This is a genomic window from Marinoscillum pacificum, assembly GCF_024714495.1.
Taxonomy (GTDB): Bacteria; Bacteroidota; Bacteroidia; order Cytophagales; family Cyclobacteriaceae; genus Marinoscillum; species Marinoscillum pacificum.
On record NZ_JAMZMJ010000001.1, the window covers coordinates 282,939 to 308,744 of the forward strand.

Genomic DNA, 25,806 nt, shown 5'->3' on the forward strand with positions numbered 1-25,806 from the left:
TTTTTGAAGTTAGAGCAATCCACTAAATAGGGTGTTTTGTAATGAATTGTTAATTATGGTTTTTGAATTGATTATGTATTTAATGATTTGTAATGATATCGTTTGCATATTATAAAAACCTCATTTAAATAGATTATAAGCATTTTTATCAAATTTTATCAAGCTTCAGTGGTCAGGTAATAACCAACAGTATCAAGACTTTTGATTACAGTTATTGAAGACAGCTTTTGTTTAAGCCTCAAAGCTTTCTCATGCAGTGACTCACTCTTTTCCAAGTAGGATTCCATACCGTTCGAAAACTGTTGAGAAGAGGTAGTTAATTCTTCTGCTCCTGAGGCAGTTTGTTCGGCTATAACAATAACTGATTCTGTATTATGAACTATTTGTCTTGTATCTTCTACCAGCTGATTAGATGCTTCTAATATTCGTTTGGATAATAAAGCTGTTTCCTTGGTAGATTCGTCTATTGAATGAAACTTATCAGAGGCGGTTTTGGTGAATTGCTCACTAGTTTGGATACCAGATGTCATACTTTTAATGTACTCCATGCTGATGCTCGTCTCTTGTTGTATGCCCTGAATTAAATACTCTATTTCTAAAACGGATTTTTTAGAACTCTCCGCAAGGTTACGAATCTCATCAGCTACCACTGCAAAACCTCTTCCAGCCTCGCCAGCTTGAGCAGCTTCAATTGCCGCATTCAAGGCCAATAAATTCGTTTGAGAAGCTATTTCAGAAATAACTGTAACTATTTTATTGATTTCGACAGATCTGTTTCTTAGTATTTCGAAAGATTTGTGCGCATCTGAAGACTGATTTAAAACGGTGCTAAATGATTCTTTCATCTGCCGCATGATCGAAAGCCCTCGCTCGCTTTCACCTTTACCTAGTGAGGCTTTCTTGGAAATTTTCTCAATTTCTGTATTTAATTCTGCTGAAAAACTGGTGATCTTCTCAATGCGCTGTGAAGAGGCTTCAATCCTTGAAACTTGGCTGTTTGCTCCATTACTGATTTCTGTTATAGCTGAATTCATTTCATTACTTGCTATCTTCATTTCATTTCCAGAAGAAGCGTTTTCTTCAGAAACAGTTTCAATAAAGTCCACCAGGTCGGTTATATGGTTGATGAGGTGACTGAATTCATCCAACGAACCATTGAGGTTATCAACTATTTCTCCAATTTCACCCGGATAATTATTCTCAATTCTGAATGAGAGGTCTCCAATAGCCATTTTCGCTATCGACTCATTCATAGATAAAAATGGTATTCGAATGGCATTGGTCATATCATTGATTCCGGTTGCCAATTCTTTCCAGGAGTTTGTCTTACCTTTTGTTGGTATCTCAACCTGCAAGTTTCCTTCTATTCCAATACTTCTGATAACAACCTTTATTTCCTGAATCACAGTGGCCAGATTAATTTGCATCTCGTGCAGAGACATTCCTAATTGATCCTCTTTTTGAAACTGATGATTGGTTGTTGATAGTTTTCCATGACCAATATCATTGGCTATCTGTATATACTTATTGAATTTGATAATCAATTGATTCAGTGAATCAACCATTTCGTGTATCTCATCATTTCCTTGTAACTCTAATCGGTTTGCCACCTGGCCTCTGGCCAAATCTTTGAGTGTTTCTTTGACTTTTAGTATCGTATGAATGATAAGACTACTGAAGTGATTGATTGCTAATAGGGAACCAATTAATATGAACACAGTTAACCCTATAATCCAATAAATTATTGAGAATATCTGATCCTCGATGATCTCTTGTTGAATAGCGACATTTTTAGCTACTTGATCCATATAGATGCCAGTATAAACGATGAGATTGGAGTCTTTTAACTGATACGCATAAGCCATCTTCGGAATGTATCCCTCCACGCCAGGTTTATGCATTTTATAATCTGCATAAGCTTTTCCATTTAATCTACAATTTTCAACCAGGTATTGATAAAGGTTTTTATCAGGGTGGTCTATCAGCGTATTGAATTTTTCGTTATCCAATATCTGACCGGCATCCTTTTCACGGATTCCATGCATAACCATCGTAGGATAGGGTAACTGGTTGTCAGTTATCCAAAAGTAACCTTCGTTATTGTCATAGCGAATAGTGGAAATTTCTTTAAAAGCCTGCTGAAGAACTTCTGGATCATTTTGATTAAGTGCATGCTCTAAAAGACTTGCTACCATTTCTACAGAAGTAATCAGCTTTTCTTTAGCCGCATCTATTTGTGCAGTTTGGTATGACTGTACATCCGTCTTTCCTTTGTTGTAGATACTGAAGACACTAACTGCACTGATAATACCAATAGTGCCAATAAGTAGGACAGTCTGTGATACTAAAACTTTGCGTTTTAAGTTCATTTTTGGTCGTTGGTTAGGGTGCAATTACTTTCTGAAGAATACCATCAATGGATAAGGTTTTCATTCAGAAAACAGACTCAATTGAAGCTAAGGGCGAAAAAAATCAACAATTGAGATTCGTAATAATATTTAGGAATTTTGAAAAAAGTGGCCTTGAATCAAATTATAAGGGATTTCAACGAATTTTATCAAATTTTATTGAGCCATCTAAAAGAAATGGTTAGACTTACAATTACTTATGAAGGAGCTATATTCGGATTTTGTATCTAAACTCAAGAAACTTTACGGAAAGTTTGATGAAAGCAACAAACGATTCGAAAAACGTAGTAATTCTGAAATTTCTAGAGAATTGGGGTATAGTGATGCTCAATTTTCCAGATTAATAAATGAAACAGCCACAGAGGGAGAGTACCAACGTGCAATTCAAAATATTGATCGAATTATTAAAGTATCTCAATTAGAGGAGCAACTTGAGTTAGTAGGAAAACCAAAATCTGATTGGAAAAGAAGCATCCTTTGGTTTCCAATTGCAGTGTGTCTACTTGTTTATGGAATATATTCTTTTTGGGACGTCCGTTCCATGAGCAATAAAAAGGTAAATCATCAGGCTGATCGGGACAATACATTACAGTGGTCTTTTGAAACTTCCTTTATCAATCCATTCAGTAAATTAGATGAACTTCCTGATGATTGTGATTTTCCTTGCTACAAGTATCAGGGTAAGTGGGCGTTGAAAACAGGATATAAAATTCCATTTTTCAGAGAACGCAATGGGTTTCATTATCTGGCGACAGAAGTCAATATGTATGCACGATGCATGCCTGAAAAGAATGAACTGGGGGAGATTTTGGAAGGATATGAATATCAAAAACATGAAATCTGGTATGACACTCACGAATTACCACTAGATTCATTCACATTGGATGGAAATAGGCTTCAGGATTTTTACCAAAACCTAGATTTCAGTTCTACTGACAACTTTGTTAAAGTAGCTACGGTACATACTTTTTTTAGAAACGAATTTACCATTGAAGATAGTTTGATTCAACGTGTTGGGAAAGTGATAGGAAGAGATCTGGAATTTGAAGATGAAGAACTTTTAATTGCTCGTTTGGACGATAAAAGAAAAGTGAGTGATTTAAAAAATGAAATTAATCGAATAGCTAGCAATCGACTAGAAGATTTTTCAAGACCTATAGCTTGTAACCCTGCTATTGTTCCGGATGTTGATTTTCATAATATCAAAGATGGGGCAGAAATGAGCTTTAGCTGTCAATTAACTACAAATAGAGTTTCATTCCATTATTCTAAGACATTTGTACTTGATAATCAATTCATTAAGAACAAATGCCAGACTTCTGAAAATTAAATCTCTAAATCGTTCGAATTTTTTTTTAATCATTTGTAAGAAATTTCACTGCCTTCTGTACTAGTTGGTCAAATGTTCGATTAATGACGGAAACAAAACAGCAGGAAATACTTCATGACTGGTTAAATCGCCACAAAGGTCTCTTCTTCAAAGTAGTTCGGGCCTATGCTCATAATGAAGAAGATCGAGATGACCTCTTTCAAGAGATCACATTGCAAGTCTGGCGGTCTATTCCCAATTTCAGAGGTGAGTCTGCTGAGACAACCTGGATTTATCGAATTGCTTTCAATACCGCAATAAGATGGCACAGCAAAGAGCGAAAACATCAGGAAGGAAGACAATCCATGGAGTCTGCACCTGTTCTTGAAGCTCAGTCAAAGCATCAAGATGAGCGCCTTACGTGGCTCTATGAGCAGATAGGTAAACTCTCCGAAGTGGAGAAATCACTGTGTCTGTTATTGTTGGATGGTTTCAGTTATAAGGAAATGTCCAACATTGTTGGGATATCAGAAAGCAACGTTGCGGTGAAGATTCACCGAATCAAAAAGTACTTGCAAGAACAATCAGAAAAAATGACTGCTAACAATGGAATTTGAAGACATGCAAAAAATATGGAATGCTGATAGTCAGCAATATGCGTTTGCGATCAATGAAGACGCTATGCAAAAGAAAATACTGAATAAGAAGATTGGTGCGAGTAGAAAGATCAACCGAATGGAAATGTTCTTGATAGGAGTAAACCTGTTGGTTGGTTCCTTCATACTGGGCAAAAACCTTATTCTTGATTTGCACAATGTATACTTATATGGATTGTCCTTTGTCTTATATGGTTCTGTGGTGTATATGTTCCTGCAAAGACAAAAAAGGATCAAAGGAGAAAATGAGTTTGATCGATCAATGCTCGGAGACATTAACCATGCCATTAATAATGCAACGTATCAGGAGCGGTTATCCATTTTTGCTTTTATCTATGGCATACCTGTTTTTGTTCTGGTTTGGTTCTCCGTTTATGAAAGTGATAAATCAGCAGCCTTTCTGATAGGTGTAGCGATCTTCTTCATTCTCACTTTGGCTTTATCTGTAGTAGAACACCGAATGATTCATAGAAGACATAAGAGAAGACTAGTTCAGCTGAAAGAGATGCTGTTGAGCAACGAAAAGTAAATCTAGTTATTAAATTAGGGCTAAATTCCGATTTATATGAAGCTCAATCCTAAATACTGGAACTCTGTTATTGCAACAAATGTATTGCAGTTCATTTTCATTTTCAGTAGTGTTTATTTTGCCTTCTGGCTAACAGAACGGCGCGCCACAAAAGAGCTGGAAAACGTTGAAGCACTTGCTATAGAGGCAATTACCAAAGAGCTTAGAAGTAATTTGATTGAGTTAGAAAAATCACAAATATATCATGATGCCTTAGTTAGTAATCTTCAATACTTGTATGATAGCCTGAAAGAGTATCCAGATAGAATAGGTGAAAATTCGTTGATGGACTTATTTTCTGCTCAAGTTGAAAGAAATGGCAATACCATCGCTTTTCCTTTTATAAGCAGGGTTTCATGGGACTCTTTTAAGCAATCACAGGCGTTTATGGTAATGGATTATGAACTCTCAAACGTAATCAACAAACATTTTAGATTGCAAGAACTCGGGGTTGAGTCAACAGCCCTCAAGATGAGGGATTTCTTCTTTTCAAATGAGATGTATGAAGAAAGAGTTCAATTAGCTCAGTTATTACGATTGATATACTTGTTTCAAGAAATCAATGGTCAGGAAGTCTATCTAATAAACAGCACTAAAATGACGATAGAATTGTTGGCAAAGAATTATGATCAAGTAGAAGAAACAGAAAGCTGATACTCTCTAGGAGTCATACCCACTTCTTGCTTAAAGCTTTTGGTGAAGTGGGACACATTCTCAAATCCACTTGCATAACAGACTTCTGTTATGCTGGTTTTCAAGGACTTAAGATCTTTCTGAGCCAATTGAATGCGTGATTTCAAAATGAATTGAGCAGGAGTAACGCCCATGGTTTCTTTAAACTTCTTAAAGAAAGAGGCACGACTCATACAAGCCTGATCAGCCAGTTTGTTCATGTCAATTTTACCACGAAGATTCACCTTGATGTATTGAACAGCATTGGCCAATGCATTACTTGCCGATAACATGTTGTAAGATTCTTCAAACAAGACTCTGGCTTGGGTCTGCATCAGTCGAATGAGCATTTCTCGAAGAGTCAGCTCGACCATCAAGTCCTTTACTTTTCCCTGTTCGCTCTTGGTAATCTTCACAATACGGTTGACCGTATCGGCCAATTCCATGTTATTGGTTAAATGGAAAATGGAAGGATCGATGTTCCAGTCACCCCAGGTTTGAGCTTTTGGATGTAAATCGTTCAGATTATCGATCGTTTTTTTGATCACATCATCTGAAATGGTCAATGCGATACATTGCGTAGGACTTTGCTTCTTGGCATCTGGAAAATCAATGTTCATCAATTCTCCAGGAGGTAGAATGACAGACTCACCCGGTAGGTAGTCGAAAGCTTGACGCTTAGGCAACTTCATGACTTTTTTACCAGAAAGCATGCTGGTTAGCACGAAGTGATTGAAAACTAAATTGACATTTTCTGCACTCTGATGTGTCTCAAACAAGTTGAGTTCGCACATGTCAAATGAGTGGGCCGTGCGATTTTCAACTAGTGTGAAAAGCGAGCGCTCATCTTTCGGGGCAAATGTATCAATCAGGTACTTCTTCATGTCAAGATTGTGTAATTGACTTCTAAAAAGCCAACATTTTACCAATATGCAAAAACTTTCGCATATATAAGGTGTGAGATTAAGGAATTTTCAAAGATTAGACGCTCAGCAAATCGTTTTAGACGCTCAGCAAAATGAAGTTGAATTTATTGAAGGAGTTTTAGAGAACGCTTTTAATAACAACAACTTTAAAAATGAGTATGGAAACTTTAACAGAAGCTTATCAAGTAGTCGAGCGGCCGGCAATCAAGTCGCAATATGAGCATTTTATAGGAGGAGAGTGGGTAAAGCCAAGCTCTGGTGAATACTTTGACAACATTAGCCCCATAGATGGCAAAGTGTTCACTCAATCTGCAAGAGGAAATGCCACTGATGTCGAAAAAGCATTGGACGCAGCCCACAAGGCGTTTGCCACATGGTCCAAAGAATCTGCAGCAGCAAGAAGCAATGTCTTGTTGAAAATTGCAGACATTATTGAAGATAATTTAGAAATGCTCGCAAGAGTTGAAACCATCGATAATGGTAAGGCTCTTAGAGAAACAAGAGCTGCTGATTTACCACTTTGTGTAGATCACTTTAGATATTTCGCTGGTGTGATCAGAGGTGACGAAAGCACCATGTCTGAGCATGATGAAAACACCGTAAGCATTAACCTACAAGAGCCGCTAGGAGTGGTTGGACAAATTATTCCATGGAACTTCCCATTGTTAATGGCTACATGGAAAATAGCTCCAGCTTTGGCTGCAGGTTGTACAACTGTTGTGAAACCAGCTGAGCAAACTCCAACATCTATTATGGTGTTAATGGAGTTGATTGCAGGAGTGGTGCCTCCGGGAGTAATCAACGTGGTTACTGGATTTGGTACAGAAGCTGGTAAGCCGTTGGCAACTTCCTCAAGAGTAGCTAAAGTGGCTTTCACAGGTGAAACTACTACAGGACGTTTGATCATGCAGTATGCATCGGAAAACTTGATTCCAGTGACTATGGAGCTAGGAGGTAAGTCTCCAAACATCTTTATGCCATCAATCGCTGAGGCAGATGATGAATTCTTTGACAAATGTGTGGAAGGTGCGGTGATGTTTGCCTTGAATCAAGGTGAAGTATGTACTTGTCCCTCAAGATTACTAGTTCATGATTCTATCTATGATCGTTTCATGGAGCGCGTAGTGGAAAGAACAAATGCGATTAAATTGGGTCATCCTCTGGATGGTTCTGTTATGATGGGTGCTCAGGCTTCCAACGATCAATATGAGAAGATCTTGAGCTATATGGATATTGGTAAAAAAGAAGGAGCCGAAGCACTTTGTGGTGGTGGAGCTGCCAACTTGAATAGTGGATTGGAAAACGGATATTACATCCAACCAACCATCTTTAGAGGCCACAACAAAATGAGAATTTTCCAGGAGGAAATCTTCGGTCCAGTAACCTCTGTTACTACGTTCAAAGATGTGAACGATGCGTTGGAAATCGCCAATGACACCTTGTACGGTTTGGGTGCAGGTCTTTGGACCAGAGATGCTCATGAGATCTACAAAATGCCAAGAGAGATCAAAGCAGGTAGAGTTTGGGTAAACTGTTATCACGCTTATCCGGCGCATGCTCCGTTTGGAGGATATAAGAAGTCTGGATTCGGAAGAGAGACACACAAAATGATGCTGAATCACTATAGAAACACCAAAAACATGTTGATCAGCTACGATAAGAAGAAATTAGGATTCTTCTAAAAATCTAATCCAAAGGTTAGACCCATAATGACGAATGACTTCTTATTGAAATCATTGTCAGGGTAAAGGGGGTTCGGCTGGTTACCGGACTTATTGACTAATGTTGTTGACATGCCTGATCCACTGGGTTGGGCATGTTTTTACTTTGTCGTCACTCACTGAATCAACGTCTAAACCTCAGTGACTACTAGCAATTAAGATGAGTCTAAGCGAGTCTTTAACCATCTCAATCACCCCATTAAACCCACTCAATACACCCAAAATGATAGAACGAATCGGAATAACCAAAGCGGCATCTGCTGCAATAGAGGACCTGAAAGGAAGGTACGGAAAGCTCATGTTTCACCAAAGCGGTGGCTGTTGCGATGGCTCATCACCCATGTGTTTTGAGGATGGAGACTTCAAAATAGGAGAAAGTGACATCTTACTAGGGCATGTAGATGATTGTCCCTTTTACATGTCCAAAGAGCAATATGAGTATTGGAAACATACACACCTGACTTTGGATATCACAAAAGGTAGGGGAAGTAGTTTTTCCCTCGAAATCCCTATGGGCATTCGGTTTCTTATTCGATCCAGATTGCTTTCAGAAGAGGAATTAGCAGCGCTGAAAAAGGAAGGAAGATTCTAGTTACTCCGAATTTCAATTATGCCATAATCTGATACAACGAATATTAATTAGCTACTTCATGCGAGGACAAAACTCATTCGCCAATGAGTAAATGTGTTGTATCAAATGTCACCTAACAAAAAAGGTCACTACTCCATGCAGCGACCTTTAGTTAGTTATTTCAAATGCCAATTATTGGTTTAAACCTATACCTTAATCCAAGTGATAGATTTCCATAATGTTGGACATGATTTTGCTGTAATCCACATTTAAATCAATCAGTTTGCCTGAGTGAATGTCGAATACCCAACCATGAATGCTAATGCCTCTATCTCTAAATGCATGTTGTACCACTGCAGCTTTACTTACATTGATGCACTGCTCTTCTACATTTAGTTCAACTAAACGCTTGTAACGTTGCTCTTCATCTTCGATGCCATTCAACTCCTCTTTGTGAGTTCTATATACATCACGAATGTTTCTCAACCATGGGTTTAGGATACCCAAATCCTGAGACTGCATAGCCGCTTTCACGCCACCACAGTAATAGTGTCCACAAACCACTATGTGATTTACCTTCAGATACTTCACAGCATACTCGATAACGGACATGGCACTTAGATCCGTGTTAGGAACCATATTGGCAATGTTTCTGTGAATAAACGCTTCGCCAGGTTGAACACCCATCAGCTCCTCAGCAGTCACACGACTATCTGAGCATCCGATGTAAAGGATTTCAGGGCTTTGTCCCTCTGACAATTTTGCAAAATAGTCTTTGTCAAGCTTTAATCGGTCCTCAACCCAACTTCTATTGTTGTCAAATATTTGCTTTATTTCCATTGTGATAGTTTTAGTGCGCAATCATGAGCTAAAATAGTACACTTTGTCCGAAAGGCAAATGCATTTTGATTTTGGCTAAATGTAACATCCATCGGTTGAAAGTTCTTTTTTGTACCAGTTTCCAAGTAATAAACCTTAAGTTGCAGGGACATGAAACTCAAGGATGTCCTCATTTTAGTTACGCTGATGATTATAGGAGAGGTGGTGTTCATATTGCCATTCGTGATACTCCGAATCTTTCGTCCTACATTCTTAACGGTTTTTGAAACAACTAATCTTGAGATTGGAACCGCCTTTTCAGCCTATGGTATTGTTGCAATGATCGCCTATTTCGCTGGTGGACCAATCGCAGACCGATTCAATCCAAAAAAGCTCATTCCTTTTGCATTGCTTATGACTTCTTTAGGTGGAATATGGATGTATACCATTCCTTCCATGACAAGTATGATAGTGTTGTATGCATTTTGGGGAGCATCTACGATTTTGCTCTTTTGGTCTTCATTTGTCAAAGCACAGCGAATACTTGGATTGCAAACAGGTCAGGGTAAATCATTTGGCTTAGTAGATGCAGGACGAGGCGTTATAGCCGCTCTGATGGCGTTTGTCGCGGTGTTTTTATTGGACCATCTGATTCCTAATGATCCGGATAGTGTTTCGTACTTAAACTTAAAATGTGCTTTTCAGTCGATTATTTTAATCTTCACCATATTCACTGCTCTATGCGCCGTATTGGCCTATTTCGTACTAGAAGATGATCAGAGTTCATCGCCAGGGTTTAATATGAAAGGTGTCCAGTCTATCGTTAAAAAGTCGGTCATCTGGAAACATGCCATCATTGTGTTGTGCGCCTATGTAGGTTACAAGTGCACGGATGATTTTTCACTTTATGCGAGTGACACACTTCATTATGATGATGTAGAATCAGCACGGCTAGCAGCCATCACTTTCTGGGCCAGACCTGTCGCTGCGGTTATAAGTGGCATTATCGCTGATAAATGGCTCACGTCTAAAACGATCATAGCTGGATTTATCATTACGGCTATTGGAAGTGCCTTGATTGCTAGTGGTTGGATGGTGCGAATGGAAGTTTATCTGGTGATCACATTAACACTCACCAGTGTAGCCATTTATGGACTTAGAGGAGTCTATTATGCGCTATTTGAGGAATCACAGCTTTCCTTGAAAGTAACAGGAAGTGCTGCGGGAATAGTGTCCGTGATAGGATATACACCAGATATATTCATGGGTCCACTCATGGGTGTCATCCTTGATCATAATCCAGGAGCATTGGGGCATCAATACTTATTTATGGTTCTGGTTGGCTTTAGTATACTTGGGTTACTCGTGGCTATCAGTTTCTTGCGGAATCACTTAGCTACTCCTTAACTCATTCAAACTGTTGTTATATAAATCCATGAATTTTTCAGGAATTCGAGTGGGTTTCTTACGCTCTATATCAATAAAATATCCGTCCTGAATTCCTTTGGCATGTATTTTAGAATCGGTTTTTATTTCAAATGAACATTCCCATTTCGATTTGGAAACATTGGATAACCATACATAACCAGTCGGTTGGTCCAAAATGGTCAGAGGGTATTTGTATTCTACTTGAGTAGTAGCCAATACAGGAGATTTGTTTTCTTTATATAATTCCTGAAAAGGATAATAAGTGTCCAGAAAGTGCATTCTAAGGTCTTCAAACCACCTGACGTAAACAATATTGCTTACGATTCCTAAGACATCAATATCATAGCCATTTACGGGTATTGGTTTCTCTAAAAGTAGGGGTCTGATAGTTGTTTCGCTCATAACTTAAATTAGTATTTATTGCCTACGGCTAATAACTAAAAAAGGTATCCCAAAATTCATTGAGATACCTTAAAATCTTTATTTCTTTCGAATGGGTGCATGAAAAGCTTCATTTCCATTAAACCCAATCCAAACTCCTAACGCCGTTGACACAATGGAGAATACGATCAATAGAAACATAATTACTGACTTTGTAATTGATTGATAAACTGATTGTTAAATCAAGGTAGTAATGTGTTTGCTAAGAGCTAAAATCGGGAGGTGGAGTAGGAATAGCCAGGTATGGATCATAACATTTAGTTTCCGTAATGTCATCAAAATGGGAATCAACAATCCAGTCAAAGTGGTTTGGTTTTAAATCAAATTCGAAGGATTTAATCGTATAATTGGAGACTATGGACGATTGCTCAGGATCTGGTTCATCAAACTCCGAAAAGGTGTTGGGACGATCCAGCACGACTTCATATATCAGCTCAACAACGGATTCAATCTCATTGACCTGTCCATTAAAGCGACCTTCTAAATCCGGAGAATCTACAGACCAATTGATCATGTAAATAGCCAGTAACAGGCTAAATAACTGTAGTCCATATGATTGAAGCTGGTTAGTCATTTGCTGAATTGGTTCAATAATAACTCTGTCTCTTGGAATATGTTGTGGTCGACATGATAATTTTCACTGACAACTATGGTCTGTATGGAATTTTATAAAGGTCAGCTAACCTTCATCTATCATCGCAAAGAACTAAGATTTTTTACCCTTCAAGACCATTGAGCTGTAAAATATTCCTGTTCACACCAAATTGGTTCGCAGATAATGGATAAATCCACTAATTTCAATATGGATTCAACCAGCTAATTTTTTGATCTCCAAACTCAGCACATTCTGTATACATCTATCAATAGGTGTAGCATTCCTATTATTCATTTTGCCGTCTCAGGCACAAATGACTATGGATGCACAGACACCCGTAAAGTCTGTATATTCTTTGAAAGCAGATTATTACAACGATTACTTCGATTTAAAGAACGCTTTTCTACATTATCAGAAAGCCATTCAAGACAGACCTAACGCCGGGTATGCTATGGCTGAAATGGCAAGTATTTATTATCAGCAGAATCAACTCTATACCGCATTCTATTGGTATGAGCAAGCATTCCTCACTGGCAATCCCTTTACAGAAAAGCATTATCGAGAATACCTATTCAGCTTGATTAGAAAAGGACATTCAAAACGAGCTTATGGCTTGCTTGAAGCCTATCAAGCAGCACTTAAGGATATAGACCTGTCAGAATACAAAGACACTTCCTTTGTAACGTTTGATCCGTTGCCAATATCCTTATCCGATAACAATCAGAGTATTACTTTATGGAAAGATCAACTTATCTATAAAAACGACACTGGCAATTGGAAAATCGTTGATGGTCAGAATGTCAAAGATTTTGACTTAGCAGGAATCGAGTTATCAAAACTTCAATCTATTTCACAAATAGAAGGTTTGAATCAATTCATTCTATTGGTGCAAGAGTCTTCGAGTAATAATAAGTTGTATTATACCGAAGGAGGAACGGATCGACTTGATGATTTGAATAAGATCAAATGGAAGAAGTTTGAGCCAGGTGTTCAGCATTTAGTATCCAATTTGCAAGAAAATGCACTCTATTTTACCGCTGTTAATCCCATAAATGGAATGAGTGAATTGTACCGAAGCAGATGGAGTGGAAAGAAATGGGAACAGCCCGTAAAGCAAACACTTGCTGGAGTTTCAGGAAATCTATCTTTTCCAAACTTCGCATCCGGGCAGACACTGTTTATTGGCGCTGGAACCTATGAAAAAGGGTATGACGTGCACGCTTATGATGTTAAAACCAACAAAGCAAGGGCCTTACCAAAACCCCTTAATAGTCAAGAGAATGAACTAGGAGTATTTTGGACGAGTAAGGATGAGGGTTATCTGATCAGAGATAACGAGACAGGACATCTCCAGGTGCTTGCCATCACCCAGTTCAACTTTGCGATTCCTATTGAAGAAAAGAAGGAGCGAATGATCATCAATGTCTCTAAGGGCGGATTGCCAATTTATTCATCGAGCGGAGAAACAGTTTTGATTAAGAGTCCGGAAGAAAACATTGATTTCATCATTATTCCAGGGACAAACTATAGGATGAACGTCCACCTTGAAAATCATAGACACGGTCCACAGGAGCTGAAATCTCGCGTTTTTAACCTTCCTAAAGGAGATTTGTTCACTTTCAATATTCGCACAGTTTCTCTAGGTCAAAAGCACCAGTCAGGATGGCTGGATCCCAACGAAAACAGAATTGAGGATATTCGATTGTATCCCGGTGATTTGGTGACCTTTCAGTTGCTTCCTTTGTCCAAAACTGCAAGTACAAAAACACGCATTATATACGGTGATTATGAAGAGACTTTGTCTGCTACTGACACCATAGATTTTGGCTATGTGATCGAAGAAAGTTTTGATTCGAATGAAGAGCAAGAAGAGTACATCAGAGAACCAGAACCAATACAGGAAGAACTGTTTGCAGAGGAATCCCTTGCTTCAGACACGTTGATAGATGAGGTTATTACAGAAGAATTTATAGCACTAGACACTGCAGACGTGGAACTGATCGCCACATTGGATAGTGTTTTAATTGAAGATAGCACCACTCAAATAGCACTAGCATCAGATGCGGTATCAGACAGCTCAGTCATAGCTTCACAGGATGCTGAGGAATTAGAACCTAACGATGCATTATTGACGGATAATACCACTTTGATGGCTGATATAACCAGCATAACGGACTCCTTGAAATCAACTGAACTAGCTAAAAGCCTGAGTGATGAGCTTTTTGTAATAAATGATTCTATGGAGTTCATAGTCAAAGAAGAAAATGAACAAAGAGCAACAATAACTGACCAGTACATTGTGAATAGCCAATCTCAATCTGAAGATTCAATCAATACCTCACAACTAGCTATAAATAAACAGGTTATCAACAGTGATTTAAAGCTGAAAACAGGAGAGGAGCAAGCTGATATACAACCAGAAAGACCATCAAGTAATTGTTATAGAGTACAGGTTGCAGCAGCGCTTAAGCCTATTACAAATCAGGAATTAAGATCCATATATTCTGGCCCATTAACTGTGATGACTTATGATGATAAAGGCTATTACAAATATTACATCGCAGAAGTAAGTTCTTACAAGCAAGCCAATGAGTTAAGGCTGAGTAGTGGTGTCCAAGATGCCTTTATTACTAAATGTCCGGCAGTTTTTTCTAACAATATTATAGCTACCGCACAACCTGAAATTGTGGAAGAAATAAAGGCACCTGAAGAACTAACAGACACCATTTCATCAACTGAAGCGACAGCCTTCGTTTATAAGCAAAAGGAGAAAAGTTTACAGGAGTCAATCGAGATAACCGACACCTTAACAGAGCAACCAGAAATTGAATCTTCTGATCGTATTGCTTCTAGGGATTCAATTCCAGAGTCTCAAGATATGGATGAACCTAAATCCTTAATTGCTGTAGAAGATACCGTTGAATTAGCAGACACAGAAGAAGAGTTAGCAGCAAACCTGATGGTTGAAGAGCCGGAAGATAAAGTTGTTCTTACGGATACAAGTGACACAATAGCACAGGCATCAAGTCTGGTTGTAGCTAAGAAGCATTTGTCAGAAGAAACAAAGAAAATACGCCTATTGTCTGACTTGAGTATTCATCCAGATAAGGAAAGCAACCTATTGTATCGACTACAAGTTGCAGCGGCTATTCGTCCGCTAAAAGACGATGAGCTTAAGCGAATCTACAACGGTCCATTGACTATAAAATCCTTTAAAGAAAACCAATACTATAAGTATTACATCACACAATTGCCGAGTTACTTCCTGGTTCGTGAAATCCAAAAGGATAGTGAGTTGGAGCAATCCTATATTGTTGCTTATAAATCCATTGACAAGTTGACTATTCATGATGCTTTAATTGATCAATATCGAGATCGCATGCAGTCTAAACCCATCAACTTAACAGATAGTGTGATCAAAGTGGTGACGGTTTATTTTGATCTGGATGAGTTCATATTGCCAAAGGATCAATTGAACAGCTTACAATCTGTAAAACAAGGGCTAGAGACACACAAAACCTGGTATGCTATAGTGGATGGGCATACGGACATACAGGGAGCAGACGCCTACAATTTTGGGTTATCCGAAGAACGAGCATTGCATGTGAAGAAGCTGTTGATTCAGCAGGGAATTACAGCAGAGCGAATCATTACTAACTATTATGGTGAATCGCATTTAGCACAAGAATGTTCTCAACCAGGAACTTGTTCAGAAGAGGCACATCAAGCCAATAGACGAGTAGAAATCTTGTTGGTTCAACCTGAGAATTGAGTGTATCTTTTCGCAAATTGATTGCCTAAAATCAATTCATAAACCCAATGGCCGATACAACTAATAGAAACTAAAATACTAACTTATTCATTATCAAATTACTCAGGCTACTTTCCAAAGTACTTCATGGAACTGATCATTGTTGCCTGACAATTCAATTCTTAGTGGATTCGTTTTCATTTCCAGGAATGCGTCGCTTAGAAACAATTCGTCTGGATGTACAGCGACTTTATCCGATGTTAAAAACTCGATGATGTCTGGACAGTCATCGTCTTCACAGTATTCATCATAGATGTCGAACAAAATGTCATTCAAATACTGACCGTATTTAATTTTGAGTTCGTATAGCTGATCTTCAAAATCTTCAGTCACTAACGGATCAACGCCGTGCATTTGAATATGCTTTGCGGTAATCAACAATCTGGTAATTTTCTTTTCAAGGGTTGCTGTGTCTATCATGATCGTCTTATTTAAAAATGAGAACTGATATCAAGGTAATAGAAGACATACAATGATCAGGCCAACAATCGATGAGCTGTACAGCGCTGTAGATGACTAACTCAAGAACAGAGATATCTGTGCAATGTCGATATGGGGTTAATCAAATTTTCGAGCTGTACGAGCCACAGGACGACTCAAAAGATTCTACGTGATTCTCAGCGCTTAGGAATTATGCGGATAACAAGAGTGTGTATTGAGAAACGTAAGCGATTAAGAATTATCCCTAGAGTAGAGGTTCCAAAATACTTAACTTAACATAATATAAATTATATAACTTAAGTATATGGATTTGAGACCAGCTTGCTGGTTAACATATAATCAGATCTATATACAGTGCGGCCGGCCAGGCTCGCCTGTTGTAGATCGGTCGATTATATGTTAAAACAAATCCATATCCCTCACACGAATCCTGCTTATATAATTGACTATTATGTTAAGCCGGCAGTAGCCGGCGAGTTTGGACGTGTAGTGCACCTGAAGCTTGACTTTTCCTTTGGCGGTTTCCCATGTTATATAATTTGTGTTATGTGTAAATAGCCGCTGCGCCACCGCCGTAGTCCGGGGGCGCCTAGCCTGGCCACAACTTCATTCGATACCGCAGCGACTATGTTACTTAATAAATCTTGTTCGCTGCTGGTAAGCCTAATTGTCTAAGGCCAGGTCTGCCGACCCACACCGTGCCGGGGGCGCCCAGGCCTAAGCCCTCTACGACTTGATAAAGTTTTTTGACAACCCGCTTCCAGCTAAGGCTGGATATTGGCCATTCAACAGCAAGAGAATCACAGGCAATTGTGATGTTCTATTTTACCATATTCGATCATTCGTACACGATCAATCCATCTACGCAATTCTCAGGCGTTACAAAATTGCCTGTGATACACTTTGCAAGCCGACGCTGTATTCTCATAGCAATCGACTATTAGTTTTCTAATTTCAATTGCATCAAGCAACTGATCCAGAATTTCCTTTGAGTGCCTTATTAATTATAGATTCGGCAGAATATTGAGATCGGGTTTCAAATGACTTTTTCTGTAAGCCCTCATGCCGGGCAGGCAAATACTTTTGGCATTGGCCCGCTGCGGCGGACCGTCAAAAGTATTCAAAAACCCTAGCGCTCCACGCCGGACCAAAATAATCACCTATCACCCGCACAGGCCGACCCACGCCCGGGTATTTTGGCGGGCCAACGCGCCTATCAAGTAAATACCTCTTAAATAATCTGTGAAATTGGTAAAACAACCAGTATTTTATATCAGTATTCGAGGGAATAGCTACCGTACATTTGTCAACATCTGTATATCAATAATTAGTCAACTACTAATTCCAATGAAAAAAACAATTATCACACTTGCTATACTGTTAATGTCACAACTCAATGTCCTGATGGCGCAAATCATTACTCCAGGTAAAAAAAGCTCTGAAGACCACCTGATTCGAATATCAGAAATTGAAATCTATCCTGAATATTTTGAGGAGTATATAAATATTTTAAAGGAAGAGTCCAGGGCTTCAGTGATCAAAGAACCTGGGGTCATTTCTATATTTCCTTTGATCCAAAAGCAAGATTCTACTCAAATCAGAATCCTTGAATTTTACATTGATGAAGAATCTTACAAATCACACATCGCTTCAGATCATTTTCAGCATTATAAAACCAGCACTTTGCACATGGTCAAAGAACTTAGATTGATTGATATGAATGTTATTGATGCGGAAACCATGCAATCCATTTTTGAAAAATTAAATAATTAAGTGTATGAGGTTCCTTTCATTTGTATTTACCCTACTATTGCTAACTCTGAGCGCTCAAGCTCAAGACATTCCGCTATATATGCGTATAGTGGAGCTTACAGTAGAAAAGTCACAGATTCCGAAGTTCAAAGCGGCTCTCAGGGAAGACATTGACGCAGCAGTTAGACTGGAAGATGGAGCTTTGGAAATTTATGCAGTGTACGACAAACAAGATTCCGGTCGTGTATTTGTTATTGAAACATTCTCCTCCAAAGAAGATCATTCTTCTCATCAGCAAACGAACCATTATCTAAAATTTCAGGCTGTTGCCGGAGAATGGGTTAAGTCGGTTAACCGGACCGAAGTGATTCCATTTGCATTGAACTCCAAACTGCAGCAAGGTTTAATTGGTAAGAAAAACATTCAGGCCAGACCTCCTGCTACCCAACCCTTTGGAGGAGAGGCTTTTGAACCATCAGATAAAACAACAATCCGATGGCTCGGCAATGCGGGTTTTTTGATCAATAGCCGGGGCACAACATTTATGGTTGACCCACTGATGCAGGGCTTTGATATGCCCATCATGATTGATATTCCAATTTCTCCTCAGAGCATTCCACATTTAGATGCTGTATTAGTTACCCATAGCGACAATGACCACTACAGTATTCCTACACTCAAAGAATTGGCAGCTGTTACGAATGCATTTCACTCAACAGTTTATGTCGATTCGTTAATGAAGAATCAGGGTTTCAAATCCTTTGGATATGAGATTGATGACCAGTTTAAAGTGGACAACATCACCATAACTCTTACTCCAGCAGATCATTCTTGGCAAAATGCTTACCCAGGAGCCAGTGATCGCTTTTTTCGTCAGGAAGACTGTACTGGTTTCTTGATTGAAACTCCCGATGGAAGCATTTGGGTGACTGGAGATTCACGATTGATGGACGAACATCTGAATATGAAAACACCAGATGTCATATTATTTGATTTCTCAGACAGTGAATGGCATTTTACTTTGGAGGGAGCAATAAAACTTGCAAATACTTATCCGAATACCCCACTCCTGTTGCATCATTGGGGAACAATTGACGCACCGGATTTCGCTCCCTTCAACGGAGACCCAGAGGATCTCTATGGCACAGTCATCAACCCAGAAAGGATCGTGTTGTTAGCCCCAGGAGAACCCTTTGACTTAAAATCCTTGAAAAACAAATGACGCCAATGGGACAAAACATCATCCAACTAAAATCAGTATCCCAGTTTAATACAGAAAGAGGTCAATCAACCGAGCATCCTTTGGTGACTGTTTTGGATCAATCAAAAAGTACTCCCCTATCTCCTACCAAATGGATCTCCAGTCTCTACATCGTATTTCTGAAAGACAGCAAGTGCAGCGAGATCAAGTATGGTCGGAATCACTACGACTACCAAGACAGTACGATGATGTTTGTCGCACCTGGTCAGGTGATGGGAATTGAGGAAGATGGTATCTATCAACCTAATGGTTGGGCATTAGCATTTCATCCCGATCTGATTCATGGCTCCTCGCTTAGTACTCATATGGCGGATTACAGCTTTTTCTCATATAACGCCAATGAAGCACTTCATCTTTCTGAACGAGAGAGAAAAACGATCATGGATTGCTTACTTAACATTCAACTGGAATTGGCACAATCAATTGACAAACACAGCAGGAAACTTATTGCCAGCAACATTGAATTGTTGCTCAACTATTGTTTGAGATTTTATGACCGGCAATTCATAACCCGTGAGCATGCGGTTAAAGATGTATTGGTGAAGTTTGAAAATATTCTCAACGAGTATTACCAATCAGATAAACCCTCTTCTTTGGGTATTCCATCGGTTTCTTATTGTGCAGATGAACTCCACCTGTCATCCAATTACTTTGGCGATCTTGTTAAAAGAGAAACCGGTAGAACAGCCCTTGAATTTATCCATGAAAAGGTCATCAACTGCGCTAAGGATCTTATCCTTAACGAGCGCAAATCGATAAGTGAAATAGCTTATGATATTGGATTTCAATATCCACAGCACTTTACTCGACTTTTCAAAAAGCATGTTGGACAAACTCCACTGCAGTTCAGGAATCTTAACTAATTAGAATAAATGCATGTTCCAAATCTCAGAACCGGCCACAAATGGTTATTTCTAAGCATTCTATTTTTAATGGTCTTTACCAGGTCAGTGGCACAAGCTCCTGACAGCATAAACTTTTCAAGCTCATTTGCATTAACTAACAACGGCATATCTCTACTTCCCTCTTTTTCACTGGGCAAACCAGCTGGAATTCTGGATATTAGGATTGGAAATCAATTCAGTTTTGAACCTCAACTACGATTTTCGCTTGAGGGAAAACCATGGGCATTTGTTTTTTGGTGGCGTTACCAATTATTTGAGAAGAACAATAGGTTCAATCTCCGGGTAGGTGCACATCCTGCGATTCTTTTTCGAACTATTCCTAATGCTGACCCGTCAAATAATGAGGACATGATAGAGGCTCATAGATATATCGCAGGGGAACTTGCCCCTTCCTACCGGGTGGCAAAGCACGTTCGAATCGGAATGTATTATCTCAAAGGTCACGGATTTCAGAATTCTGGGACAAGAAACAGTGATTTCATCACCATCAACGCCTATTTTTCACGATTAACCATTTCCAATGATTATTACATGACATTGTATCCGCAGGTTTACTTCTTAAAAATGGATAAAAATACGGGATACTATGCCACCGTTACGATTGCTCTTAAAAGAGATGATTTTCCTATTACAATAGAATCCATTCTCAATCAGTCAATTAAGACTGAAATTGCCGGAGATCAATTTTTATGGAATTTGAGTTTGATTTACTCCATTGGAGGTTCGTACGCTAAAATCAAAGACTAGCTGATCATTAGCCTACAATAGAGCCACACACATTTGCCATCCGCTCAAATCCCTCTCACAACCTAAGATGTCAAAAGAGTATGTCTCCCCTGCCCTATGGAAAAACTCTTTTCTCCCCTCTCTTAAAAGAAAAATCGAGGCGCGTAGCTGATTAGTCCCTATCCTCAATCCCTAAGCTACATTAACGGGCACGCCTAGTGATAACGCAGGCCATTATCGGTCCGACGTTTCGGTAACATAGCTATATGGATTTGTGGTCAAAACCCGGATGGTGTCTTGATTAATCTGCGTGGATCGCATAATCCCAGATCTATATATAGGTTGTCTGTGGTAGATCGATGGAGGCTAGTCCTGTTGCTCACGGAATTCGATTTGCATACGTCCCATTCTTCTACCTATAACCAGAAAATACCCTTTTGCAACTCGAAGAATACCCCCTTTTAGGTATTTGGCTTTTGAGAATGTTTTGTCAATTTTAAATAGCGGTATATGACGTATTAATTATCCTAAAATCATCATTTTCGTTATGAGTGTTGAACTAAAAGTAAATGAATCTTCTGCTCCTGAAGCAAATTACGTTGGTTGGTGTCCTGCAAAATGCACCCTCTCTTCAGGAGAACATGCAGGTGAACGGCTCACGTTGCGTAATGCAGTTGGAAATGTTGGACAAGTAGTGTTCTTATCTACCTTAGAGATGATACCAGTGAATGAGATTACAGTAGAGATGCCTTCAAATGGAGCAGAAACTCAGTTGTTTATTGCTGGAAAATTTGGCTCTCCAAGTAAAAAAGATAAGGATTCGACTATCGAGATTATCGATGCTCGAGGAAATATCGCCTTTACCAAAGACTTGATGGTCAGAGTTAGAAAGAATGCCAACAGTAGAGATTTTACTGATGATGAAAGGGATGATTTCCTGGAAGCCATGGTGGAGCTTAATTCAATGAATTCCAACGGCGTGATTCAATTTAGGGACTTTCAGAATATTCATTCAAATCTTGGCGATAATGAACTTCATAGAAGAAGTTCTTTTTTGCCGTGGCACAGAGCCTATCTTCTTGATTTAGAAAGAGAGCTTCAAAAGATCAATCCTGCTGTTACTTTGCCTTATTGGCGGTTTGACCAGCCAGCTCCAAATATTTTCAATGGTGATTTTATGGGTACACCCAATCCAAGTGGTACCGTTGAGTTCGCTAGCGGAAACCCTATGACCGCTTGGGTCAATAGAATCAATGGAGGAAGTGGAATGAGAATTCGCAGGTTTCACGCTGGCATTGTTGATCGAAATCCGGATGGGTCTTTTCAGGTGATCCCTTATGACCCTACCACAAGCAGAGCGGTAATGGTGAATAATGGTCAGGATGATACAGTGAATATGGGGATTTCACCAGGTGGCAACTATGAATATTCACTTTTTGAAGCAATGGAAGGTGATCCTCATGGAGCAGCTCATAACAGCTTTCTGGGAGAGATCTCCTTTCCGGGTAGTGCTCCGGCAGATCCCTTATTTTACATGCTACACTGCAACGTGGACAGACTCTGGGCTCTATGGCAATGGCTAGGCAATAGGTATGACATCCAAAATCCGGATTCTTACCCTCATAATGGAAATGGGATCAGAACGAACAATCTGGGCAACCCCCGAAGAATTGGGAATTGCTTAAACGATACGATGTGGCCTTGGAATGGCGACACAACTGCGCCCCGGCCTGGAAATACTTTTGGCGGTAAATTCCCTGATACCAAAATTACTGACAAGCCTGGATTGGACCCTAAGGTCGAACAAATGTTTGATTATCAAGGACAAGTAAATATAGAAAACCAGCTTGGGTTTACTTACGACGATATTCCTTTTGAGTTTTAACGATACAATTTATAGACCATGTCAGTATACAGAGACGAACAATTGAAGGCACTGGAACAAACAAAACAGAGAAGAAAAGCTGCTGTAGGTATATTTCTAGATCAGCAAAAAACAGTTGAAGAGCGTTTAAGAGCCGCTCCGAGTTGTGGCTCGTTTAGCGGAAAAGAAGAAATCAGTGTGGCAGCAAGTGTTTTGTTTTCAAGTGAGGAATCCCTTCAAGTAAGAATAGCTGCACTAAAGAATTTGAATGTTGCTATTGGTAGCGATGAGCAACTTGCACTTAGGGTACTAGAATTGCTCGAAGATGAACAGGAATCTGACATGATTAAACTGGGAGTCATCAATATTTTTCAGGCAGGACAGTTTAGCTCAGCTATAATTTCCAGCCTTAGGGCGGAATATCATCAAAAACTGAAAAACCTATTAACCAAAAAAGACCTTCTACCGGCCATTTTGTATATAGTTCTGGAATCACTCGCTCAAGAGAAAGATGAATTCGTACAGCGAATGTTACTTAAAGGTTTAGAGTCCCCTAAAGAGGCACGGGTAGAACCTGATAGGGCCATTCAACTGCTTGCCTATGACCTCCATGCCGAATATTACCCCATCTTGAAGAAAATTGTAGAAGAACCACCAACTCCCGCTGCAAAAAAAGAAGCAATTCGGGCACTGTCTGGTGATCAAAGTGCTAAAAGTATTCTTGTGAATACACTGACAGATAAAGACGAAAACGATGAAATAAGATATGCAAGTGCCAATAGTATTGCAGCCTTGGATTCGTCAGAGTTGTATGATCATGTAAGAAAAATTCTATTAGATGATGAAGAAGATGATGAATTCAGAGCCGCATTGCTCAACACAGCCTCAGTTTTAGGAGATAGTAACAGGTTATCGACAGATGAAGAACTACAAGCTAAATTCTCTGAATTATCAGTTGCTTCTCAGGCTACCCCATTACAAAAAGTCACTAAAAGAGTCCTTAGTAAACAACTGAAGTCGTTTCGTAAATAAGGTGAACTTAAAAACAAAAAATACTGAATGTGTAAGTATCACTTCTGAAGAAGAGGTAGCTGAGTACTTGAATGATTTACGGCTTAGAGCCCGTACTGGATATGCATTGGTTCCTCTACTTTCAGAACATCATGCTATTTACAGGGGTAAAGGCACAAATCAAATTAATAGAATTAAAGGATATGTTTTAGCCTCATTTTACTCCGTGAGCTTACCAGAAGAAGCACTGATCTACGTTTTAGAGGAATTGGAGAATAGTCGAACTGCCTACCTGACTGCTGCTTCTGCAATGGCTATACGAGGAATGTCTGAAAAAAACGTCCATGTGGTTCCTTATCTTCTCAAAGGAATAATCAATATGAGGCTCAGGGATGATGCTGTAAATCTTGATACTTATGCTCCAGATTGGGGCGAGTCCAAGTGGACCACAGCTCTTAATGAGTTACTGGAGACATTGGAATGGATGGGTGCTTATGCGAAAGAAGCCATACCTCTGCTAACGGAACTTTCAGAAGACAGCAGTTTCAATCACCTCATCCGAAATAAAATAAAAACTACAATCGAACTTATCCTAAATGATGAGGAAGAAGTAGATAATTGTTGTTCCATTACACTTCCAGAAATAGATTCTCCAGATTCTAAGCTCGATTTTAGTTTCATCAAACAATTGCAGGTGCAAGATCAATATGGTGAAGTTTTTTCCTTGAATGATTTACTAAAGAAGCCTACAATAATCAGCTTTTTTTATACAAGATGTACAAACCCCAATAAATGCGCTCTGACAGTTAGCAAACTAGGCCGACTACATAATCTACTTAAACAAAAGCATTACGCTAACAAGGTAAACATCATTCTTTTTACTTATGATTCAGATTTTGATAACCCGAACCGGCTGAAAGGTTATGGAGAAAACAAGAGTTTTGATTTTTCACATAGCTCCAAGATCGTTCGGACGTCCAGCTCAGACTTTCAATTATTAATGCAATACTTCGGCCTTGGAGTAAATTTTGCTAACTCCACAGTAAGCCAACATACTATAGAGTTATTTGTAACTGATCGTCATGGTATTGTAAAGAAATCATTTAAAAGGTTACAGTGGAAAGAGGAAGAGGTTTTTACATGGATTCAAAGTAACTGGACTTTACTTAACCAGGGATCTTATTTTATTTCTGCATTCAAAAAGAGAGCTTGTCATGGACTAAATACGATGGGAGCATCCTTGATAAGCCTGAGTATAGCTTTCTTTCCCAAATGTCCTCTGTGCTGGTATGGTTATTTAAGTGTCTTAGGCATCAGCGGATTAAAAACCATTCCATATAGCCCCTGGCTATTTCCTGTGTTACTTATATTCTTAGGTCTGCACTTATTGATCATTTTTCGAGCTCGAAAAAAAAGAAATGGAATTACTCCCTTTCTCTTCAGTACCATTGGTTCATTGTTCATATTGCTATCTACACTTTGGGTTGAAATTTCCATAACTCGATATGTTGGAATCATATTCATCGTTTTGGGATCTTTATTGAATAGTCTTGACTTTAAACTGTATTTGCAACTTATACGACCAATTCAAAGGTTAATGTTAACTTTTATTAGGTAGCAACTACTAAAACAATCACCAATTTGATTCAATCTTCACTTTAACTTTACATTTCTAAATTGGCATTTTTTATTGATAATATCACTTCTAAACCACATTCATTTGCCACTCTAGTGACGCTGTGGTCACCACAGGTCCTTCCCTTCTGGCCTACATCCCTCACTGCGGTATGGTGATTCCTCGCTCGTGACGAGTGGCAAAAGAGTGCTCGTTACTTCAATAAATTGATGTGACTACTTGTGATTGATGAAAAAGGCCAAACCCTAAACTATTAATCCCAACCCTCTGAACCAAAGCTATATT

21 protein-coding genes are annotated in these 25,806 nt (G+C 39.0%); 15 read left to right on the plus strand and 6 right to left on the minus strand.

Features of this window, described 5'->3' with window-relative positions:
• Positions 1-158: 158 nt before the first annotated feature.
• A complete protein-coding gene (locus tag NXS00_RS01185; protein WP_258097277.1) occupies positions 159-2,369 on the minus strand; it encodes a methyl-accepting chemotaxis protein in 2,211 nt (736 codons plus the stop codon).
• Between the two features lie 238 nt (positions 2,370-2,607).
• Between NXS00_RS01185 and NXS00_RS01190 the strand changes: the two genes are divergently transcribed.
• The 4 genes from NXS00_RS01190 (at position 2,608) to NXS00_RS01205 (ending at position 5,595) form a co-directional block, all read left to right on the plus strand.
• The gene (locus tag NXS00_RS01190) at positions 2,608-3,738 is read left to right on the plus strand and encodes a hypothetical protein (RefSeq protein ID WP_258097278.1); all 1,131 of its coding nucleotides are present in this window, start codon (positions 2,608-2,610) and stop codon (positions 3,736-3,738) included.
• Between the two features lie 83 nt (positions 3,739-3,821).
• Positions 3,822-4,334: an RNA polymerase sigma factor gene (locus NXS00_RS01195; RefSeq protein ID WP_258097279.1), complete on the plus strand. Its 513-nt coding sequence runs from the start codon at positions 3,822-3,824 to the stop codon at positions 4,332-4,334.
• Positions 4,324-4,902: a hypothetical protein gene (locus NXS00_RS01200; protein WP_258097280.1), complete on the plus strand. Its 579-nt coding sequence runs from the start codon at positions 4,324-4,326 to the stop codon at positions 4,900-4,902. The genes NXS00_RS01195 and NXS00_RS01200 overlap by 11 nt, the downstream gene beginning before the upstream one ends.
• A 36-nt stretch (positions 4,903-4,938) precedes the next feature.
• Positions 4,939-5,595, plus strand: a complete 657-nt coding sequence (locus NXS00_RS01205; protein WP_258097281.1) for a hypothetical protein — start codon at positions 4,939-4,941, stop codon at positions 5,593-5,595.
• Here the strand turns inward: NXS00_RS01205 and NXS00_RS01210 are convergent.
• A complete protein-coding gene (locus tag NXS00_RS01210; RefSeq protein ID WP_258097282.1) occupies positions 5,571-6,497 on the minus strand; it encodes an AraC family transcriptional regulator in 927 nt (308 codons plus the stop codon). The genes NXS00_RS01205 and NXS00_RS01210 overlap by 25 nt on opposite strands.
• 194 nt (positions 6,498-6,691) lie before the next feature.
• Between NXS00_RS01210 and NXS00_RS01215 the strand changes: the two genes are divergently transcribed.
• Positions 6,692-8,221 carry an aldehyde dehydrogenase family protein gene (locus NXS00_RS01215; RefSeq protein ID WP_258097283.1) on the plus strand — a complete coding sequence of 510 codons (1,530 nt, stop codon included), beginning with the start codon at positions 6,692-6,694 and terminating at the stop codon, positions 8,219-8,221.
• Between the two features lie 262 nt (positions 8,222-8,483).
• Positions 8,484-8,852 (plus strand): DUF779 domain-containing protein, encoded by a 369-nt coding sequence (locus NXS00_RS01220; RefSeq protein ID WP_258097284.1) that lies wholly within the window; start codon positions 8,484-8,486, stop codon positions 8,850-8,852.
• 192 nt (positions 8,853-9,044) lie between these two features.
• On the opposite strand, the gene NXS00_RS01225 is transcribed toward NXS00_RS01220, so the two are convergent.
• The gene (locus NXS00_RS01225; RefSeq protein ID WP_258097285.1) at positions 9,045-9,671 is read right to left on the minus strand and encodes a carbonic anhydrase; all 627 of its coding nucleotides are present in this window, start codon (positions 9,669-9,671) and stop codon (positions 9,045-9,047) included.
• A 150-nt stretch (positions 9,672-9,821) separates the two neighbouring features.
• Here NXS00_RS01225 and NXS00_RS01230 point away from each other — a divergent pair, with 150 nt between their 5' ends.
• Positions 9,822-11,057: an MFS transporter gene (locus NXS00_RS01230; protein WP_258097286.1), complete on the plus strand. Its 1,236-nt coding sequence runs from the start codon at positions 9,822-9,824 to the stop codon at positions 11,055-11,057.
• Here the strand turns inward: NXS00_RS01230 and NXS00_RS01235 are convergent.
• Both NXS00_RS01235 and NXS00_RS01240 read right to left on the minus strand, forming a co-directional pair.
• Positions 11,043-11,480 (minus strand): acyl-CoA thioesterase, encoded by a 438-nt coding sequence (locus NXS00_RS01235; protein WP_258097287.1) that lies wholly within the window; start codon positions 11,478-11,480, stop codon positions 11,043-11,045. The genes NXS00_RS01230 and NXS00_RS01235 overlap by 15 nt on opposite strands.
• A gap of 241 nt (positions 11,481-11,721) precedes the next feature.
• Positions 11,722-12,093 carry a hypothetical protein gene (locus tag NXS00_RS01240; RefSeq protein ID WP_258097288.1) on the minus strand — a complete coding sequence of 124 codons (372 nt, stop codon included), beginning with the start codon at positions 12,091-12,093 and terminating at the stop codon, positions 11,722-11,724.
• 250 nt (positions 12,094-12,343) lie between these two features.
• On the opposite strand from NXS00_RS01240, the gene NXS00_RS01245 reads away from it, so the two are divergent.
• A complete protein-coding gene (locus tag NXS00_RS01245; protein WP_258097289.1) occupies positions 12,344-15,886 on the plus strand; it encodes an OmpA family protein in 3,543 nt (1,180 codons plus the stop codon).
• A gap of 102 nt (positions 15,887-15,988) precedes the next feature.
• Here NXS00_RS01245 and NXS00_RS01250 read toward each other — a convergent pair whose 3' ends face one another.
• Positions 15,989-16,345 (minus strand): hypothetical protein, encoded by a 357-nt coding sequence (locus NXS00_RS01250; protein ID WP_258097290.1) that lies wholly within the window; start codon positions 16,343-16,345, stop codon positions 15,989-15,991.
• A 1,368-nt stretch (positions 16,346-17,713) separates the two neighbouring features.
• Here NXS00_RS01250 and NXS00_RS01255 point away from each other — a divergent pair.
• The 7 genes from NXS00_RS01255 (at position 17,714) to NXS00_RS01285 (ending at position 25,503) form a co-directional block, all read left to right on the plus strand.
• A complete protein-coding gene (locus NXS00_RS01255) occupies positions 17,714-18,139 on the plus strand; it encodes a putative quinol monooxygenase (protein WP_258097291.1) in 426 nt (141 codons plus the stop codon).
• A gap of 4 nt (positions 18,140-18,143) precedes the next feature.
• Positions 18,144-19,340 (plus strand): MBL fold metallo-hydrolase, encoded by a 1,197-nt coding sequence (locus NXS00_RS01260; RefSeq protein WP_258097292.1) that lies wholly within the window; start codon positions 18,144-18,146, stop codon positions 19,338-19,340.
• Between the two features lie 5 nt (positions 19,341-19,345).
• A complete protein-coding gene (locus NXS00_RS01265) occupies positions 19,346-20,242 on the plus strand; it encodes a helix-turn-helix domain-containing protein (protein ID WP_258097293.1) in 897 nt (298 codons plus the stop codon).
• A 9-nt stretch (positions 20,243-20,251) separates the two neighbouring features.
• Positions 20,252-21,031, plus strand: coding sequence for a hypothetical protein (locus NXS00_RS01270; RefSeq protein ID WP_258097294.1), 780 nt, complete (start codon positions 20,252-20,254; stop codon positions 21,029-21,031).
• Positions 21,032-21,557: 526 nt separating this feature from the next.
• Entirely contained in the window at positions 21,558-22,895 is a 1,338-nt protein-coding gene (locus NXS00_RS01275) for a tyrosinase family protein (protein WP_258097295.1), read from the plus strand.
• 18 nt (positions 22,896-22,913) lie between these two features.
• Positions 22,914-23,906: a HEAT repeat domain-containing protein gene (locus tag NXS00_RS01280; RefSeq protein WP_258097296.1), complete on the plus strand. Its 993-nt coding sequence runs from the start codon at positions 22,914-22,916 to the stop codon at positions 23,904-23,906.
• Between the two features lies 1 nt (position 23,907).
• Positions 23,908-25,503, plus strand: coding sequence for an SCO family protein (locus NXS00_RS01285; RefSeq protein ID WP_258097297.1), 1,596 nt, complete (start codon positions 23,908-23,910; stop codon positions 25,501-25,503).
• The last annotated feature ends 303 nt before the right edge of the window (positions 25,504-25,806 follow it).